The following is a 17,254-nucleotide window of genomic DNA, read 5'->3' as shown; positions in this document are numbered from 1 at the left end:
CCGAGGCGGAACGGCCCATAGACAGGTGTTCAAAACGGCCCCAGGTTACGGACTGTGACGCTGCTGGGGGCGGCGAGCGCCGGCTTTGAACACCTGTCGAGAATGTCTCACCCAAGCTCTCCTTATGATCGACAGACCAGCCACCCGAGCAACGGAGAGAGCATGAGCGACCCCGCCGCGCAGGTCCCCGCGACCGCAGACGCGAACTCGGGTGCCACCGTCGGCATCGACGCCGCGCGCCTCTGGTCCACACTCGCCGAAACCTCGGCGTTCGGCGGCACCGACCGTGGCGGCCTGCATCGACTCGCGCTCAGCGACGCCGATGCCGCCGTGCGCGCGTGGCTCGCGGCGACCGCTCGCGCGGCGGGCTGGAACGTGCAGGGCGACGAGATCGGCAATCAGTTCATCGTGAAGCCCGGCGCGGACCCGTACCTCCCGCCGGTGCTCATCGGATCGCACCTCGACAGCCAGCCGCTCGGCGGACGCTACGACGGGGTGTACGGGGTGCTCGCCGGGCTCGAAGTGCTGCGGTCGCTCGCCGATCACGGCATCGCGCACGAGCGCACGATCATCCTGGCGAACTGGACGAACGAGGAGGGCGCCCGCTTCAGCCCGAGCATGATGGGTTCGGCGGTGTTCACCGGAGCGCTGCCGCTCCGGGAGGCGCTTGCCCGCACCGACGCGGACGGCGCGACGGTCGCCGCGGCGCTCGCCGGGATCGGCGCCGACAGCGCGGCGGCGACGAACCGTCCGACGGCCGCCGGCCTGCACGCCACCGTCGAGATCCACATCGAGCAGGGTCCGCACCTCGAAGCGAGCGGCACCGATATCGGCTTCGTCACGGGGGTGCAGGCGATCCGGTGGCTCGACGTGCGCGTCGCCGGCGCGAGCGGGCACGCCGGCACGACCCCGATCGAGCACCGCAGTGACGCTCTCGTCGCGGGCGCGCGGCTCGTGGATGTCGTCGCGCGATTGGGCGACACGGTCGATCCGGAGATCCGGCCGACCGTGGGCGAGCTCACGGTGCTCCCGAACTCCCGGAACGTCATTCCCGGTGAGGCTCGACTGGCGATCGACCTGAGGCACCCCGATGCAGAAGCGCTGGACCGGGCGGAGCTGCAGATCCGAGACGCGGCTGTGCGAATCGGCGGCGAGACCGGCACCTCCGTCGATATCGAGGTCGTGCTCGTGCAACCCGCTGTGACGTTCGACACCGCCGTGCTCGGGACGATCCGTCGCGCCGCCGAACGCCTCGGATTGAGCGGCACTGAACTGGTCTCGGGGGCGGGGCACGATGCCATGCAGCTCGCGTCCCACGTGCCGACCGCGATGATCTTCATCCCGTGCGTCGACGGGATCAGCCACGCCGAGGCCGAGAACATCACCCCCGAGTGGTCCGCGAACGGCGCGCGGGTGCTCTTCGAGGTCGTCGGCGACTTGAGCGGAGCCGAACGATGAGCCGGCAGCAGGGGGCCCCGCAGCCGGCGGAGCCGCTCGTCTCGGTGCGCGGCCTCGGCAAATCGTTCGGCGATCATCTCGTGTTCTCGGACGTCGACTTCGACGTACCCGCCGGGGCGGTCACCGCGATCATCGGGCCGAGCGGCTCCGGCAAGAGCACGATGCTGCGGTGCCTGAACCGGCTCGAGACCCCGGATCGGGGCGTCGTCGCCATTGCGGGAACGCGCTACGAGGCGGGGGCGAAGCTCTCCGCGGCGGCGTCCCAGGCGCTGCACTCCGATGTCGGCATGGTCTTCCAGTCGTTCAATCTCTTCCCGCACCTCAGCGCGGAGGAGAACGTGGCGCTCGCGCTACGCCGCGTCCGTGGGCTCTCGCGAGCGGAGGCCGCGGGCCGCGCACGCGAAGGACTTGCGCAGGTCGGTCTCTCCGACCGTGCAGGGTACCGCCCCTCCCAGCTCTCGGGCGGGCAGCAGCAGCGCGTCGCGATCGCCCGCGCGCTCGCTCTCCAGCCGCGGGTGCTGCTGCTCGACGAGCCGACGTCGGCGCTCGACCCGGAGCTCCGCGCCGAGGTGCTGCAGGTGCTCCGCCGCCTGGCCGGCACCGGCATCACGATGCTCGTCGTGACGCACGAGATGCGATTCGCCGAGCAGGTGGCGAGCGACGTCCTCGTGATGGCTGACGGCAGGGTGGTCGAGCATGCGCCGCCGGTGCAGCTCTTCTCGGACCCGCAGCACGAGCGCACGAGACAGTTCTTGAAGGTCGTGCGCGAGCCGTGACCCTCCCCCAGATCATCGCGAGCATCGCGGCGGGCATCCCGCTCACGGTCCTCGTCTCCGTGAGCGCGTTCGCCTTCGGCGCCGTGCTCGCGGTTCCGGGGGCGCTCGCGCTCGAGGCGCGCAACCCGCTCGTACGCATTCCGGTGCGCGTCGTCGTCGATCTCGTGCGCAGCGTGCCGATCCTCGTGTGGCTCTTCATCCTGTACTTCGGCGTATCCATCGGCACCTTCCACTTCGCGCCGCTGCCGGCAGCCGTGCTCGTGCTCGGCGTCGTCGCGGCCGCGTACCTCTCCGAGGTGTTCCGCACGGCGCTCGCCGCTGTCCCGGTGGGACAGGGGGAGGCCGCGCGCAGCCTGGGCTTGACGCCCGTCGACCGCTTCCGCTTCGTCGTCGCACCCCAGATGGTGCGGGTGGCCCTCCCGTCAGCGGCGACGTTCGCGCTCACGCTGCTCAAGGACTCGTCGATCCCCTCCGTGATCGGCGTCACCGAGATCGCCTACTTCACCACCCAGGCCAATCGCACCGCCGGTGCCGGGCTCGACGCCTACCTCGTCGCGGTGGTCTGCTACCTGCTGCTCAGCATCCCCGTCGCGATCGCGGCACGATCCGCGGAGCACGCGCTGCGGAAGCAGGTGCAACCGTGATCAACGGCAGCCTCTGGGAGACTCTGCAGCAGTTGCTGCCCGGGCTCGGCGTCTCGCTCCAGCTCGCGGGCGTCAGCACCGTCGTCGGCGTGCTCGTCGGCCTGCTGCTCGCGCTGCTCGCCGCCCGCGGATCGCGCTGGATATCGTGGCCGACGATCGTCCTGATCGAGATCGGCCGCGGTGCGCCCGTGCTCGTCGTGCTGCTGCTCGTCTACTACGGTCTGCCGAGCGTACAGATCGTGCTCGAGGCGAAGCTCGCCGCGTGGATCGGTCTGTCGTTCACGACGGCCGCATACAGCAGCGAGATCCTCAGGGCCGGGCTTCTCGCGGTCCCCGACGGGCAGCGGGAAGCGGCCAGAGCGCTCGGCCTCTCACGGTCCGCGACCTTCTTCGCCGTGGTGCTGCCACAGGCGATCCGGATCTCTCTCGCGCCGCTCCTCGGCTTCTGCATCCAGATGTTCCAGGCCACGTCGCTCGCGTTCGCGCTCGGTCTCCCCGAGCTGCTCAGCCGGGCGTACGACATCGGCTCGATCACGTTCCAGTACCTGCAGGTACTCGTGATCGCCGGTGCCGTCTACGCGATCGTCACCCTCCCGCTCATCAGACTCGTCGCGCGCCTCGAGCGCCGTAGCGCCCGCGCCCGCGCCCGCGCGACACCCACCCCGACCGCACCCGCTCAGCCGACAGGAGCATCATGACCGACTCGCGCTTCCATCTCGGATGGTTTCTCAACTTCACCGTCGACGACTGGGACGGCCAGTGGGGCGACGGCGGTCGCGACTGGTCGGGGGAGACCCTGATCGATGTCGCCCGCCAGCTCGACCGCGCCGACTTCGACTTCATGCTGCTCGAGGACAAATCGATGGTCGCCGACACCTACGGCGGTTCGTTCGTCGCGGAGCTGAAGCACGCGTACCACGCGCCGAAGCTCGACCCGGCTCCGCTCGTGCCGCTCCTCGCCCGGGCGACCGAGCGCCTCGGCATCATCGCGACGCTGTCGACGACCTTCTATCCGCCATACCTGCTCGCGCGCCTCACCGCGACGCTCGATCATCTGACGCGCGGCAGGGTCGGGTGGAACGTCGTGACATCGGGGGAGGACCGCGCGGCCCAGAACTACGGCTACGATCGCATCCCGGAGCACGACCTGCGCTACGAGAAGGCCGACGAGTACGTCGATCTCGTGCAGCAGCTCTGGGAGTCGTGGGAGGAGGACGCGGTCGTGCGCGACCGCGAGACCCGCACCTACGTCGACGGCTCGAAGGTGCACGACATCGACTTCTCGGGGCGCTTCTACGCCTCTCGCGGGCCGCTGAACACGCCTCCGTCGCCGCAGCGCCGCCCCGTCATCGCGCAGGCTGGCGGCTCGCCGAAGGGGAGAGCGCTCGCCGCCAAATACGCCGACGTGGTGGTGTCGCCCGCGTCGACGGTCGAGGACATGAAGGCCTACCGAGACGACATCCGAGCGCGCGCCGCCGAGCTCGGGCGGGATCCCGACCACGTGAAGGTGCTGTTCCTGGTGTCGCCGACCCTGGGCGACACCGACGCGCACGCGCAGGAGCGGGCGGAGGCGCGCATCGCCGATCCCGAGTTCCTCGAGCGCACGCTCGTCGGCATCGCCGATGTCACCGACATCGACTTCTCCCGGTTCGATCTCGACCAGCCGCTGCCTGCCGATCTCACGACGAACGGCGAACAGGGGACGCTGCGCGCCATGCTCAAGGGCGGTGAGGGGAAGACGCTGCGCGAGCTGATCCTCGGAGACAGCGGGCGGCGCAAGGGCGACCTGATCGGCTCGCCGGCGACGGTGGCGGACCGCCTCGAGGAGATCCATCGTGCCGTCGGAGGCGACGGCTTCCTCATCCACGCGCCCGGCATGCGGATCAACCGCAAGTACGTGGTAGAGGTCGTCGACGGGCTCGTCCCCGAGCTACGCCGGCGCGGACTGGTGCGGGATGCGGCGGTCGACGGCGGGCGGCCGCGGCTGCGGGATCGTCTCCGAGAGTTCTAGGCGGGCATCGGGGAGAGCCGCGCCCCGGAAAGTGTCCGGCCGCGGCCTGATGCTGTCCGCGGGAAGGGGCTGCTTGCTACCAACACTTATCTCTTGAAGTGTTGGTATGGTGAGCGCCTGCCCGCGCATCCCGTCGACACGCGCATCCCGGTCGATCCGGTCTCGTTCGAGACGTTCGACTGGAAGCCTCGTGCACCCGAGATGCACTCCGGTGCTGAGGTGGAGCACCAGACAGGTCCGTACGAGGCGGCAGTCACGACGCAGATCGCCGACTGGGATCCGCGCATATCCAGTGGTGACTCGGCGGACATCGAGGACGCGACCCGTCAGCTGGTCGAATTCGACAAGCACGCTCAGCGTATGCTCGGCACCGACAATCCCGCGCTCGGGCCGATGACAGCGATCCTGCTGCGCACGGAGTCGGCCGCCAGCTCGCAGATCGAGCAGCTGACGACGTCGGCGAAGCCGGGCCGCGAGCCGCCGACTTCGTCGCCCCGCACCATGGCCGCATCCACGGTGGGATCGCCGACCTCGTGCGCTTCGCGAAGCGCCAGGACCTCCCCGTGCTCATTCAGGTCGCGGTTGCGCACGCGCAGTTCGAGACCATCCACCCGTTCCCCGACGGCAACGGGCGGACCGGGCGGGCGCTCGCGCAGTCGATCCTTCGCAACAAGGGTCTCGTCAGCTCGACCGCAGTGCCGATCTCGGCGGGACTCCTGGTCCCCGTCGACCGCTACTTCGCGGCGCTCGGCGCGTTCCGGAGCGGCGACGCCGGCCCGATCATTCGCGAGTTCGCCAGGGCGAGCCGGATCGCAGCGGCGACGGGCACCAAACTCGTCGATGACCTCGTCGCGCAACTCGGCGAATCCCGCGCGCGACTGCAGGGTCTCCGCTCGGACGCCGCGGCGTGGAAGGTTTTCCCCCGCTCGTCGGTCAACCCGCTGTGAACACGAAGTATCTGACGAATGGGCTGGGCATCGGCGAGATGGCGGCGCTTCGCGCGCTCGAAGCACTCACCGAGCGCGGTGTGCTCACCGAGATGACGGGAAGAGCCCGCGGCCGGGTCTGGCAGCACCGGGGCATCTTCGACGTCCTCGACGGCTACGCAGCCGAGATCCGCCGCATGTCGCTGCGCTGATCCGCTTCCCGGAGATCCCGCGCGATCAGCGGCGAGGCACCGCCCCGAAGACCCGCCCCAGCAGCCGGTCGACGACGACGTAGACGTATCCGACGCCGACGAGCACCACCGACAGCACCAGCACCCGGACCGCGACGCCTCCCACTCCGTGGGTCGCGACATCCAGGAACGGGTAGGGGGCGCTGGTCCCAGCCGCGAACCTGCCCCCGAGCCCGCTGTAGACGAGCGCGAACACGAGATACGCGTAGGGGATCAGCGTCCAACGCAGAGGATCGCTCCACCGCAGACGGCCCTTCGGTACGAACAGCAGCCAGTCCGCGATCAGCAGGCAGGGGGTGATGACGTGGATCAGATTGTCGGTGAGGGAGAACGGCTGGTAGTTGCCGCCCTGCACGAACGCCGACGGAACGAGCACCACGAGGTAGACGAGCATCGTCACCGTGATGGCCATCATCACCGCGCCGCTCCAGCGGGGCGAGGGCGTGGACCAGCCGCGCGCGCCCAGCGTGCGCAGATCGCGCGCGGTCCGCGCGATCAGCAGCCCGACCCACACCAGACAGAGCAGATTGCTGAGCACGGTGTAGTAGAGCAGGGCGGTCCAACTCGGAGACGGCGTGAACACCCCGGTGATCCGTACGATGCCGGTGGCGATGAGCGCGAAGGCGGCGATCCGGAAGACGAGCGCGGCGATCCGGATCCCGAGGGCGCCCTGATCGAGCAACGGCGGCTGCTCAGTGGGCCTCGGCGGGGTGGTCGCGGTGCCGGGCGCCGCGGCGCCGCTCTGCGCGTCGGTGGCGGGACGGTGTTCCATGATGACGATCATGCCACTCCGGTTCGCAGGGTGCGGGGAGGATCCCCGATTCCGGCAGTGCACCGGCGGTCGGCAGCTGCGTATCAATGAGGCTGACACCTGCCCTGACAGCGCCGCTGATCCCGGCGGCTACACTGAGCAGTGCACACGATGGCTCGCCGGGACCCCGTCGATGGCGACGGGGAAGTCGCTGCGGCACCCGCGAGCACCGGAGTCGACAGGAGGCGAGATGGCGGAGGCGATCGGTTCGAAGCGCGGACGTCTGGATCGGCGCATGATCGTCGACGCGATCCTCGAGCTCGCCCGCGAGGAGCCGAGCGGGAAGGTCACCTTCAAGCGCCTGGGAGAGGCGCTCGGGGTCGACGCGACCGCGATGTACCGGCACTTCCGCAACAAGGAGGAGCTGACGCGCGCCGCCCTCGACCGTCTGAGCGAGATGGCCGTCGTCGACGCCGAGGCCGCCACCGGCGGCTGGCGAGAACGCCTCGAGGCGCACCTCATGCGCATCGCGGAGCTGAGCCTCGAGTACCCCTCGATCGCGGCGGAGGGTGCGATCCTCGACCCCGTCGGGCCGGGGGACGTCGCGGGCGACGAGTTCGTGCTCGCGCGGCTGAGCGAGGCCGGCCTCACCGGGCCGGCGCTGATCCGCGTCTATGCCGCGGTCTCGGGCTTCTCGCTCGCCCAGTCGGCGGCCATGGCGCAGGAGGTCGTCGCCAGCCGCGGTGCGGCCCGCGACGGATCGATCCCCTGGATCAGCACCTTCGGCTCGGTCGATCTCGCCCAGTACCCGCTCGTCAACGAGCACCGCGCGGAGCTGCTGGCCATCGACGGCATGGCGGTCTACCGGGCGGGGATCGAGGCGATCCTCGATTCCGTGCAGCTTCCGTAGGAGTTGCGCCTTCGAGGGGGCGAGTAGGGTAGAAGGATGAGCGGGCGCGGCCCGGTGCGAGCGGAGGTGGAGACCGGTGTCTGGTGGGGGCGATGCGCTTGAGTCGGACGCGATCGAACTGCTCCGCGCTCTGATCCGCGAGGCCTGCGTCAACGACGGCAGCCCCGACTCGGGTCAGGAGATCCGCAGCGTGCGCGTGCTGCAGCGCTTTCTCGCCGACGCGGTCGCCACGGGCCGTGTGGAGACCCAGGTGCTCGAGTCGGCCCCCGGGCGCGCCTCGCTGATCGCGCGGGTGCGCGGCAGCGATCCCTCGGCCCCGTCGCTCGGTCTGCTCGGGCACCTCGATGTGGTGCCGGTCGACCCGGAGGGCTGGACCCGCAACCCATTCGGCGGCGACCTCATCGGCGGCGAGATCTGGGGGCGCGGCGCCGTCGACATGCTCTACCTGACCGCGGTCTTCGCCTGCGTGCTGCGCGAGGTGGCGCTCGCACCCGAGCCTCCGCGCGGCGACCTCGTGCTGCTGGCCGTGGCCGACGAGGAGGCCGGCGGCGAGTACGGCATCCACTGGCTCGTGCGCGAGCATCCCGAGGCCGTTCGGGTGAGCGAGGCGATCTCCGAATCCGGCGGCATGCGCATGGGCGCGCACGTGGCGATCGAGGTCGCCGAGAAGGGATCGGCCGGCCGCCGCCTGGTGATGCGCGGCAAGCCCGGGCACGCCTCGATCCCGTACGGCGCCGCGAGCGCGGCGTACCGCGTGGGGGAGGTGCTGCAGCGGCTGGGCGAGGTGGCGCCGGCGGCGCAGCTGGGGGAGCTCTGGGACGCGTTCGTGGCCGCGCGCATCGACGACCCCGCACTGGCCGAGCGTCTGCGCGATCCCGTGAGCATCGACGCGGCGCTGCCGCACCTCGGCGGGATCGCCGGGTACGCGCACGCGGTGTCGCGCATCACCCTGTCGCCCACCGTGCTGCGCGCCGGGGCGACGCACAACGTCATTCCCGCGATCGGCACGATCGACCTCGACATCCGCACACTGCCCGGCACGAGCGACGAGGACGTCGACCAGCTGCTCGCCGCCGTGCTCGGCCCGCTCATCGACGAGGTGGAGATCCAGCACCTGCGCGGCTGGGCCGCCACCGCGTCGAGCGCGCACGAGCCCCTGTTCGCCGCGATCGAGCGCGCGGTCGATGCTGTTGCGGGCGCGCCGGTCGTGCCGATCATGGCGGCCGGCGGGTCGGACGCCCGGGTGCTGCGCGAACTCGGGATCCCCTCCTACGGCTTCGGTCTGCTGGGGCCCGACTGGAGCTACGAACGTTACCGCGAGGGCGTGCACGGCAACGACGAGCGCATCGACGTGGAGTCGGTCGAGCTATCGCTGGCGGCGCTGCGGCTGATCGTGGCGGAGCGTATCGGCTGATCTCCCGAGGCCTCGACTCGCCTCCGGCTCACGCAACCAGCGATAGAAGCCGGTTGAGCGAGCGAAGCGAGTCGAAACCTCAGGCCGCCCCTACTCGAAGAAGTCGCCCAGGAACTCGAAGGGGCTCTTCTTCTTGCGGTAGCGGGGGTCGTTCGACCTGCGGTCGTCCGAGTAGCGGCGGTCATCGGAGTACCTGCGGTCATCGGAGTGGCGCCGGTCGTCCGAGTACCGCCGGTCGTCGGGGTGCGAGCGGTCGTAGCGGGGCTCGGCGTACTGCTGGGGTTGCGATGCCGGCGGGATCGGCGGGGCGGAGACCTGCACCTCGGACTCGATCTGCGCGCGCTCGAGGATCTTGTCGAGCTCGCCGCGATCCAGCCACACTCCGCGGCACTGGGGGCAGTAATCGATCTCGACGCCTTGGCGCTCGCTCATGAGGAGGACGGTTCCGTCACTGGGGCAGTTCATGCTCTCGACTGTAACGGCGGCAGCTGGAAGGATTCCCGAGGCGGATCGATGGGTGAGCGAGTCGGGGTTCGGAATCCGGAGCGGCCAGAGGTTTCGACTCCGCGCTTGGCGCTCCGCTCAACCGGCTGGCTGGGACGCCCCTACGCCCAGCCGACGACGAGGCGGGCCGACTGCTCGGGCACCGTGGGATCGATCCCGGTGAGATCCGCGAAGCGCCGCAGCCGGTTGGTGAGCGTGTTGCGATGGCAGAAGAGCTCGGCGGCGGATTCGCTCACGCTGCCCGTGCGCAGATAGCTGCGCACGGCCTCCTCGAGCCGGGTGCGCTCCGCCTCCCCGCACTGCTCCAGAGCCGGCTGCACATCGCCGAGGATCGGGCGGCCCGAGGCGAGCAGGTTGCGCGCGGCCAGTCGGGCCCAGCCGCGGCTCCAGGTCATGGCACCCTCCTCGTCGGGGGCGAAGAGGTGCGCGAGCTCGCCGGCGGTGGTGGCGGACCGGCGCAGCTCCGCGAGTCCCGACGCCGCGATCACCACCCCGATGCGCAGCTCGAGCAGTTGCCGCCCGAGCTCATCGAGACGCGAGCCGGGCAGTTCGAGCCGCCGGGTGAACGCGACGAGCGCGTCTCCGAGATGGTGGGTGTAGACGGTGGCGCCGGCGCGCTCGAGCTCGGAGATCGCGACCCGCAAGGGGGCGATGTCCCGGTCCGTTGCGGCGATCACCACGAGCGGCGCTTCCGGCGGGAGCCCGAGCTGGGTCGCGATGCTGTGCAGATGCAGCCCGGAGGGCTGCGGCTCCTGGAAGAGCGAGGCGATGAGGCCCTGGCGCACCGAGGCCTCCTCCTCGCGCATGCGCTCGCGTTCGGCGACGTAGGCGCGCTGGGTCTGCCCGACGTACTCGTCGACCGTGCGCAGCACGATGCCGGTGTGCCGCACGAGGAGTTCGGCGTCGTCGGCCTCGGCGACGCGTGTCAGGGCCTCCCAGAGCACCGTGAAGTCGTGGCGGATCGCGGTCATGAGCGAGGTGATCGGGATCCCGGCGCGCGCCCGCGAGACGCCGACGTCGGTCGAGATCGTGATCTCCTCGTCGAAGCCGCCGGCGCGCAGGCCGTCGACGAGTGCGCTGAAGGAGAGACGGCCGGTGCGACGCAGCTCGGACTGCGGAATGGGCGGGGGATCGTATCCGGCGACGGATCCCACGAGCTCCAGGAATGTCTCGGTGAGCTCGTCGAGGTCGAGGTGATCGAGCAGCTGGAGCCAGCGGTCGTGGTCGTCCGGCCTGGGCGTATCGCTGAGGGAGCGGGCGGGATCCGGAGTCATGCAGCACATAATATGTGCACATGCACACTTTCGGCTCGATTTTCAGTGGCGATACGTGCTCTCGGCGGGGCGAATCACTTGAGAATCTGGAACGCGAGGCCGTCGCACCCGTGACGGCGCCCGCCCCCGGATCCCGCATCCTCGACGGAGAGAGAGTATGAGCGAGACAACCAACACGTCGACCATCGAGTACGACGCAACGCAGGAGCTGAGCGTCAAGGACGCCAACAAGGTCGCACTCGGCGCCCTGATCGGTACCGCACTCGAGTGGTACGACTTCTTCCTCTTCAGCGCGGCCGCCGCGCTGGTGTTCAACGTGCAGTACTTCACGAGTGAGAACGCCACCGCGGCAGCCCTCGCCTCGTTCGCCACCTTCGGCGTGGGCCTCGCGGCTCGCCCCATCGGCGGCATCATCTTCGGCCGCATGGGCGACCAGATCGGGCGCCGCAAGGTGCTCATGATCACGATCGTCGGCATCGGCATCGTGACCGGTCTCATCGGCCTGCTGCCGACCTACGCGGCGATCGGCATCGCGGCCCCGATCCTGCTCGTGCTGCTGCGTGTGCTGCAGGGTCTGTTCGTGGGCGGCGAGTGGTCGGGCGCGATGACCATCGTGGTCGAGAACGCGCCGCTGCACCTGCGCGCCCGCTACGCTGCGATCCCGCAGATCGGTTCGCCGATCGGCACGATCCTGTCCTCGGGCGGCTTCTTCGTGATGACCCTGCTGTTCTCGCAGCAGAACTTCGACGCCTGGGGCTGGCGCATCCCGTTCCTCGTCGCGTTCCCGCTGCTGATCGTCGCGGTCTACATCCGCAGCAAGCTCGAGGAGTCGCCGGTCTTCCGTCAGCTCGAGGAGTCGGGCGAGGTCGAGCAGAGCCCCGTGCTCACCACGTTCCGCGACAGCTGGAAGCAGATCATCATCGGCATGGCCGCGGCGCTGCTCGGCGTGGGCGGGTTCTACCTGGTGACCGCGTTCTGCGTCTGGTACGGCGTGAACGTGCTCGGCTACGAGTCGTCGCTCATGCTGCTCGGCAGCATGGTGGCGGCGGCCGTCGAGATCCCCGTGCTCATCTGGGGCGGGATCCTGGGCTCGAAGTACGGCGCGAGCCGCGTGATCCTCTGGGGCGGCATCGCCTCGGCCGTGGTCGCGGTGCCCGCGTTCCTGCTGCTCACCTCGGGCGTCCCGGTGCTCGTCGTGATCGCGATGACCCTCGCCGTGAGCACGCTCTCGCTGCCCTACGCGGCCTCCGGCACGGTGCTCACCGGCCTCTTCCCGGCCAAGACCCGCTACACGGGCGTCGGCATGGCGCAGAACGTCGCAGGCATGCTGTCGGGCTTCATCCCGCTGCTCGCCACCGGTTTCGTGGCCGCGGCGGGCAACCACTGGTGGCCGGCCGCCGCGATGCTCGTGTTCCTGTCGCTGTTCACGGCGGTGGCGGGTGTGATCGCACCGCGCATGAGCGTCAAGCTGCCCGGCTTCAAGCACTGAGGCGGCACGGCGGCCGGGCGCGCCCTCGTGCCCGGCCGCCGGCCTCATCCCACCATCACCGTCAGACTCCCGGAAGGATCGCCTTCGATGTCAGCGCCCCTCGTCTCAGAGCCCCTCGCTTCAGCGCCCACCGCCTCCTCGTCAGCCGGACACCTCATCGTTCGCACGCTCGAAGCGCACGGCGTGCGGCGCGTGTACGCGGTGCCGGGGGAGAGCTATCTCGACGTGCTCGACGGCCTGTACGACTCGTCGATCGAGACGGTGGTGTGTCGGCACGAGGGCGGCGCCGGTTTCATGGCGCTGGCCGAGGGACGTCTGACGGGGCTGCCCGGGGTGGCGATGGTGACGCGGGGACCGGGTGCCGCGAACGCGATGATCGCGATCCACACGGCCTGGCAGGATGCGACGCCGCTGGTGCTGTTCGTGGGCCTCGTGCCCGTGCACGACCGCGAGCGCGAGGCGTTCCAGGAGTTCAGCCTGACCGGCTGGTTCGGGTCGACGGCGAAGCGGGTCATGACGATCGACGACGCGGATCGCGCCGGCGAGCTCACCGCCGAGGCGATGCGGATCGCCGCGGCCGGGCGGCCGGGCCCGGTTGTCGTGGGGCTGCCCGAGGACGTGCTCGTGCACCTCACCGACGCGGATCCCGCGCAGCCGATCGCGGCCCCCGCGCCGCAGCCGGCGCCGGCCGAACTCGATGCACTCGTCGCGCGTCTCGCCGACGCCGAGCGCCCCGCGATCGTGGCGGGCGGCGAGGGGTGGCACGGCGGTGCGGGGCGGCAGCTGCTCGATTTCGCGGCCGCGGCCGGTGTGCCGGTCTTCTGCGACTGGCGCGCATACGACGCGGTGCCGCACGAGGGTGCGGCCTGGGCCGGCTGGCTCGGCTACGGCCGCGCCGACGCCGTCGTGGCGGGATACGCGGCGGCCGACCTGCTCGTCTTCGTCGGCTGTTCGCGCTCCGACGTGCTCAGCGACGGCTACACGCTCGGCTTCGACGCCGAGACCGTGCTCGTGTCGCTCGATCCCGAGGCCGTCCAGCACGCCGGCCGCATCGACCAGCAGATCCTCGCGGCTCCGGCGGCCTTCGCCGCCGCGCTCTCGGGAATCGATCCGTCCGCCGCCCGCGGATCCCGCACCGAGGAGTGGATGCGCGGCCGGGCGGAGGCCCAGGCCCGCTTCGCGGCGCACCGCCCCGACGCCTCGATCGCCGGGGCCGACTCCGACGCCGGCGTCGACCTCGGCGTCGCGTTCGGGCAGCTCGACGACCGGCTGGACGGCCGGGCGATCCTCACCTTCGGCGCGGGCAACGCGACCATCTGGGCGCACCGCTTCGTGCGTCACCTCGACCCCGCGAGCCTCGTGGGTGCGCGCAACGGCGCCATGGGCCTCGCGGTGCCCGCCGCGGTCGCCGCATCCATCGCCTTCCCCGAGCGGCGCACGGTCGCGGTCTGCGGCGACGGCGACTTCCTCATGAACGGCCAGGAGATCGCGACCGCGATCGCGCACGGCGGTGCACCGCTCGTGATCGTCGTCGACAACGGCATCTACGGCACCATCGTGCAGCACCAGGAGAATCACTACCCCGGCCGCCCCTCCGGCACGCGCATGGTGAACCCCGACTTCGCGGCCTGGATGGCCTCCTTCGGCGGGCACGGCGAGCGGGTCGAGACGACCGAGCAGTTCGCCCCCGCGCTCGACCGCGCACTCGCGGCCGACGGGCCCGCGCTCATCCACGTGCTCATCGGCTCCGAGGTCATGCCGCCGGCGTCGAGCGAGATCGCCGCCGTCGACCCGACCCCCGCGAACTGAGAGGCACGCATGCGACTCGACCTGATCCTCCGCGCACGCGAGATCCTCACCATGGACCCGGCGAGGCCCACCGCGACGTCGGTCGGCGTGATCGGCGGCCGCATCGTCGGCTTCGACGAGGAGCTCGCAGGCCTCGAGGCCGAGCGTGTGCTCGACTTCGGCGACGCGGTGGCGACCCCCGGGCTCATCGACGCGCACTGCCACACCGCGTGGTGGGGGCTGGGCCTCGCGGCGATCGACCTCAGCGCGGCGCGCGGCCTCGAAGCGCTCTACGCGCTGATCGCGGCCGAGGCTGCGCGGCTCGACGAGCTCGGGGACGCCGACGCCTGGGTGCACGGCACCGGCTTCAACCAGGCGCACCACGGCGGGCTCTTCCCCGACATCGCGCGCCTTGACGAGATCACGGGGGGCCGGCCGCTCTACCTGCGGCACACCTCCGGCCACGCCTCGATCACGAACACCGCGACGCTGCGCCTCGTCGGCGCGCTCGAGCCGGGCTTCGAGAACCCGGTCGGCGGCGTCGTCGTGCGCGACGGCTCGGGGGCGCCCACGGGGCTCGTGGAGGAGGCGGCGCAGGGTCTCGTGCAGGCGCTGCTGCTGCCCTACTCGCGCGAGCGCCTGATCGAGGCGCTCGACGCCGCGACCTCGCGCTACGCGGCGCAGGGCATCACGAGCTTCACGGAGGCCGGTGTCGGCGGCGGGTGGATCGGCCACAGCCCCGTCGAGGTCGCGGCCTACCAGGCGGCGTCGGAGCGCGGCCGGCTGCACGCCCGCGCCCAGCTGATGCCGGCGATCGACGCGCTGCGACCGCTCGAGGGGCACGCCGCCGACTTCCACGGCGAGGGCGACGGTGCCGGGCTCGACCTCGGCATCCGCGCCGGGTTCGGCGACGACGCCGTGCGCTTCGGGCACGTCAAGGTCTTCCTCGACGGCTCGTTGCTCGGCGCGACGGCGGCGGTCACCGAGGACTTCTGCGGGCACGCCGAGCACGGCAACCGCGGCTACCTGCTCGACGAGCCGGAGACCTACCGCGAGCGCGCGCTCGGCGCCTACCGCGCCGGATGGCCGCTCGCCCTGCACGCGATCGGCGACGCCGCGATCGATCTCGCCCTCGACATCATCGAGGAGGCGCAGGATCGCTACGGCCGCCTCGACGTGCCGTGCCGCATCGAGCACTTCGCCATCGCGCGCCCCGAGCAGGTGGAGCGCGCGGGGCGCCTCGGCATCGCGGTGACGCCGCAGGCCGGATTCATCGGCTCCTTCGGCGAGCAGATGGCGGATCGCGTCGGCCCCGAGCGCCGCGACTGGCTCTACCGCGGACGCTCCGTGATCGACGCCGGCGTCATCCTGGCGGGATCCTCGGACCTGCCCGTCGCCGACAACGACCTGCGGCGCGGCATGCAGTCGGCGGTCGACCGCATCGCGGACGGCGGCGTCGCGCTCGGCCCGGACGAGGCGATCACCCCCGAGGAGGCGCTGCGCACCCACACCGAGTGGGCGGCGCGCGCGACCGGCCAGCTCGCCGACAAGGGCACGCTCGAGCGCGGCAAACTCGCCGACTTCGCCGTGTTCTCGGCGTCGCCGCTCACCGCGCCGAGCATCGCGCAGCTCGACATCGTCGCGACCGTGCTCGGCGGCGAGCTGAGCTACGACGCACGATCCTGACCTTATTCTCACCCCCCACCCGCCTCGAAAGGACCGACAATGACTCAGCAGGATGATGCCTTCCTCGCCGATTGGGCCGTGCACTCCCGCTTCGGCGCGGTCGAGGGCACGAACGGCGTGGAGCGGCAGGCCGCGAGCGAGGCGGACGGCCAGCAGCGCAAGTGGTTCGCGCGACTGCTCGAGTCGCACGGCTTCACGGTGCAGCGCGACGCGATCGGCAACCAGTTCGGGCTGCTCGAGCTCGTGCCCGGCGCGCCCTACGTGCTCACCGGCTCGCACATGGACTCCCAGCCGACCGCGGGTCGCTTCGACGGGGCCTACGGGGTCATGGCGTCGGCGCACGCCTGCTTCCGCGTCGCGGACGAGCTGCGCGCCTCTGGCGAGCGGCCGCGATTCAACCTCGCCGTGGTGAACTGGTTCAACGAGGAGGGATCCCGCTTCAAGCCCTCGATGATGGGCAGCTCGGTGTTCACGGGCAAGATGCCGCTCATGGACGCGCTCGCGACGCCGGATCCCCACGGCGTCACCGTCAAGGATGCGCTCGATGCGATCGACGAGCGCGGTGGCTTCGAGGGACTCGAGGTGGCCGCCTACGCCGAGATCCACGTGCAGCAGGGCCGCAGCATGGAGCAGGACGGCGTGACGATCGGCCTGGTGAACGCCACCTGGGGAGCGCACAAGTTCGAGTTCAAGATCACGGGCGAGCAGGCGCACAGCGGATCGACGCTCATGGAGGATCGCCGGGACGCGCTGCTCGGCGCCGCCCGCCTCATCGTCGCCGCGCGCGAACTGGTCGACGAGTTCGAGCCGGGCATCCTGCACACCGCCTGCGGCGAGATCAACGTCTACCCCAATTCGCCCGTGGTGGTGGCGAGCGAGGTGCAGCTGCTCTTCGACCTGCGCTCGCCGAGCAGCGAGGTGCTCGACGCGGCCTACGCGCGGGTCATGGAGACCGTCGAGCGGGTGCAGCGCGAGGATCGTGTCGACATCGAGATCGTGGCCGAGCACAGCTGGGGCCAGAACCCCTACCCCGAGGACGGGGTCGAGCTCGCGCGCGAGGTGGCCGAGGAGCTGGGCCTGACGCACGACCGCGTGATGACGGTCGCCGGGCACGACTCGACGAACATGAAGGATCAGGCGCCCACGGTGATGCTGTTCGTGCCGAGCGTCGACGGCATCTCGCACAACCTCAAGGAGTTCACGCGCGAGGAGGACCTGCTCGCCGGCCTGGACCACCTCACGGGCGTCGTGCGGCGGCTGGCGCAGGGCGCGCTGGTATCGTCCGCCGGTTGAGCGAGGAACGCAGCGACGAGTCGAAACCCGGGCGCGTGAGGTTTCGACTCGGCTGCGCCTCGCTCAACCGGCGGGAGCG

17 protein-coding genes are annotated in these 17,254 nt (G+C 70.9%); 13 read left to right on the top strand and 4 right to left on the bottom strand.

The features are described 5' to 3' along the window. The first annotated feature begins 162 nt into the window (after positions 1–162). The 5 genes from AMS65_RS13260 to AMS65_RS13240 are packed head-to-tail and all read left to right on the top strand — an operon-like array spanning position 163 to position 4,889. Complete coding sequence (locus tag AMS65_RS13260; RefSeq protein WP_053384655.1) at positions 163–1,458, top strand: M20 family metallo-hydrolase; 1,296 nt, start codon at positions 163–165, stop codon at positions 1,456–1,458. Beyond that, positions 1,455–2,234, top strand: coding sequence for an amino acid ABC transporter ATP-binding protein (locus AMS65_RS13255; protein WP_053384654.1), 780 nt, complete (start codon positions 1,455–1,457; stop codon positions 2,232–2,234). Before AMS65_RS13260 ends, AMS65_RS13255 begins: the two co-directional genes overlap by 4 nt. Further along, a complete protein-coding gene (locus AMS65_RS13250; RefSeq protein ID WP_053384653.1) occupies positions 2,231–2,878 on the top strand; it encodes an amino acid ABC transporter permease in 648 nt (215 codons plus the stop codon). Before AMS65_RS13255 ends, AMS65_RS13250 begins: the two co-directional genes overlap by 4 nt. Continuing rightward, on the top strand, positions 2,875–3,576 hold the full coding sequence (locus AMS65_RS13245; protein WP_053384652.1) for an amino acid ABC transporter permease: 702 nt from the start codon (positions 2,875–2,877) through the stop codon (positions 3,574–3,576). Before AMS65_RS13250 ends, AMS65_RS13245 begins: the two co-directional genes overlap by 4 nt. Then, the gene (locus tag AMS65_RS13240) at positions 3,573–4,889 is read left to right on the top strand and encodes an NtaA/DmoA family FMN-dependent monooxygenase (protein WP_053384651.1); all 1,317 of its coding nucleotides are present in this window, start codon (positions 3,573–3,575) and stop codon (positions 4,887–4,889) included. Before AMS65_RS13245 ends, AMS65_RS13240 begins: the two co-directional genes overlap by 4 nt. A gap of 353 nt (positions 4,890–5,242) precedes the next feature. Here AMS65_RS13240 and AMS65_RS20370 read toward each other — a convergent pair whose 3' ends face one another. After that, positions 5,243–5,479, bottom strand: a complete 237-nt coding sequence (locus tag AMS65_RS20370; protein ID WP_241489446.1) for a hypothetical protein — start codon at positions 5,477–5,479, stop codon at positions 5,243–5,245. On the opposite strand from AMS65_RS20370, the gene AMS65_RS20365 reads away from it, so the two are divergent. Beyond that, the gene (locus AMS65_RS20365) at positions 5,399–5,836 is read left to right on the top strand and encodes a Fic family protein (RefSeq protein WP_241489451.1); all 438 of its coding nucleotides are present in this window, start codon (positions 5,399–5,401) and stop codon (positions 5,834–5,836) included. The genes AMS65_RS20370 and AMS65_RS20365 overlap by 81 nt on opposite strands. Next, positions 5,833–6,027 carry a hypothetical protein gene (locus AMS65_RS20360; RefSeq protein ID WP_053384649.1) on the top strand — a complete coding sequence of 65 codons (195 nt, stop codon included), beginning with the start codon at positions 5,833–5,835 and terminating at the stop codon, positions 6,025–6,027. Before AMS65_RS20365 ends, AMS65_RS20360 begins: the two co-directional genes overlap by 4 nt. 25 nt (positions 6,028–6,052) lie before the next feature. Here AMS65_RS20360 and AMS65_RS13225 read toward each other — a convergent pair whose 3' ends face one another. Further along, complete coding sequence (locus AMS65_RS13225) at positions 6,053–6,838, bottom strand: Pr6Pr family membrane protein (RefSeq protein ID WP_157502275.1); 786 nt, start codon at positions 6,836–6,838, stop codon at positions 6,053–6,055. A gap of 229 nt (positions 6,839–7,067) precedes the next feature. Here AMS65_RS13225 and AMS65_RS13220 point away from each other — a divergent pair, with 229 nt between their 5' ends. Then, complete coding sequence (locus AMS65_RS13220; RefSeq protein WP_053384647.1) at positions 7,068–7,727, top strand: TetR/AcrR family transcriptional regulator; 660 nt, start codon at positions 7,068–7,070, stop codon at positions 7,725–7,727. Between the two features lie 76 nt (positions 7,728–7,803). Then, positions 7,804–9,141, top strand: coding sequence for a M20/M25/M40 family metallo-hydrolase (locus tag AMS65_RS13215; protein WP_053384646.1), 1,338 nt, complete (start codon positions 7,804–7,806; stop codon positions 9,139–9,141). Positions 9,142–9,231: 90 nt separating this feature from the next. Here the strand turns inward: AMS65_RS13215 and AMS65_RS13210 are convergent, their stop codons facing one another. Beyond that, positions 9,232–9,606 carry a TFIIB-type zinc ribbon-containing protein gene (locus tag AMS65_RS13210; protein ID WP_075200999.1) on the bottom strand — a complete coding sequence of 125 codons (375 nt, stop codon included), beginning with the start codon at positions 9,604–9,606 and terminating at the stop codon, positions 9,232–9,234. A gap of 140 nt (positions 9,607–9,746) precedes the next feature. Next, positions 9,747–10,919, bottom strand: coding sequence for a PucR family transcriptional regulator (locus AMS65_RS13205; RefSeq protein ID WP_053384644.1), 1,173 nt, complete (start codon positions 10,917–10,919; stop codon positions 9,747–9,749). Between the two features lie 157 nt (positions 10,920–11,076). Here AMS65_RS13205 and AMS65_RS13200 point away from each other — a divergent pair, with 157 nt between their 5' ends. The 4 genes from AMS65_RS13200 (at position 11,077) to AMS65_RS13185 (ending at position 17,175) form a co-directional block, all read left to right on the top strand. Further along, the gene (locus AMS65_RS13200) at positions 11,077–12,408 is read left to right on the top strand and encodes an MFS transporter (protein ID WP_053384643.1); all 1,332 of its coding nucleotides are present in this window, start codon (positions 11,077–11,079) and stop codon (positions 12,406–12,408) included. An 87-nt stretch (positions 12,409–12,495) separates the two neighbouring features. Beyond that, positions 12,496–14,217 carry a thiamine pyrophosphate-dependent enzyme gene (locus tag AMS65_RS13195; RefSeq protein WP_053384642.1) on the top strand — a complete coding sequence of 574 codons (1,722 nt, stop codon included), beginning with the start codon at positions 12,496–12,498 and terminating at the stop codon, positions 14,215–14,217. A gap of 9 nt (positions 14,218–14,226) precedes the next feature. Then, entirely contained in the window at positions 14,227–15,882 is a 1,656-nt protein-coding gene (locus AMS65_RS13190) for an amidohydrolase (RefSeq protein ID WP_053384641.1), read from the top strand. A gap of 39 nt (positions 15,883–15,921) precedes the next feature. Next, entirely contained in the window at positions 15,922–17,175 is a 1,254-nt protein-coding gene (locus AMS65_RS13185; RefSeq protein ID WP_053384640.1) for a M20 family metallo-hydrolase, read from the top strand. Positions 17,176–17,254: the final 79 nt, after the last annotated feature.

The sequence above is a fragment of the Leucobacter celer subsp. astrifaciens genome, from assembly GCF_001273835.1.
Classification (GTDB): domain Bacteria; phylum Actinomycetota; class Actinomycetes; order Actinomycetales; family Microbacteriaceae; genus Leucobacter; species Leucobacter celer.
Note: the sequence above shows the minus strand (reverse complement) of the source record. Positions and strands in the feature narration are given on the sequence as shown.

Coding starts and splice junctions, on each gene's coding strand:
- AMS65_RS13240 (WP_053384651.1), top strand. CDS start 3,573: ATGACCGACTCGCGCTTCCATCTCGGATGGTTTCTCAACTTCACCGTC.
- AMS65_RS13225 (WP_157502275.1), bottom strand. CDS start 6,838: ATGGAACACCGTCCCGCCACCGACGCGCAGAGCGGCGCCGCGGCGCCC.
- AMS65_RS13220 (WP_053384647.1), top strand. CDS start 7,068: ATGGCGGAGGCGATCGGTTCGAAGCGCGGACGTCTGGATCGGCGCATG.
- AMS65_RS13210 (WP_075200999.1), bottom strand. CDS start 9,606: ATGAACTGCCCCAGTGACGGAACCGTCCTCCTCATGAGCGAGCGCCAA.
- AMS65_RS13205 (WP_053384644.1), bottom strand. CDS start 10,919: ATGACTCCGGATCCCGCCCGCTCCCTCAGCGATACGCCCAGGCCGGAC.
- AMS65_RS13200 (WP_053384643.1), top strand. CDS start 11,077: ATGAGCGAGACAACCAACACGTCGACCATCGAGTACGACGCAACGCAG.
- AMS65_RS13190 (WP_053384641.1), top strand. CDS start 14,227: ATGCGACTCGACCTGATCCTCCGCGCACGCGAGATCCTCACCATGGAC.
- AMS65_RS13255 (WP_053384654.1), top strand. CDS start 1,455: ATGAGCCGGCAGCAGGGGGCCCCGCAGCCGGCGGAGCCGCTCGTCTCG.
- AMS65_RS13185 (WP_053384640.1), top strand. CDS start 15,922: ATGACTCAGCAGGATGATGCCTTCCTCGCCGATTGGGCCGTGCACTCC.
- AMS65_RS13260 (WP_053384655.1), top strand. CDS start 163: ATGAGCGACCCCGCCGCGCAGGTCCCCGCGACCGCAGACGCGAACTCG.
- AMS65_RS13195 (WP_053384642.1), top strand. CDS start 12,496: ATGTCAGCGCCCCTCGTCTCAGAGCCCCTCGCTTCAGCGCCCACCGCC.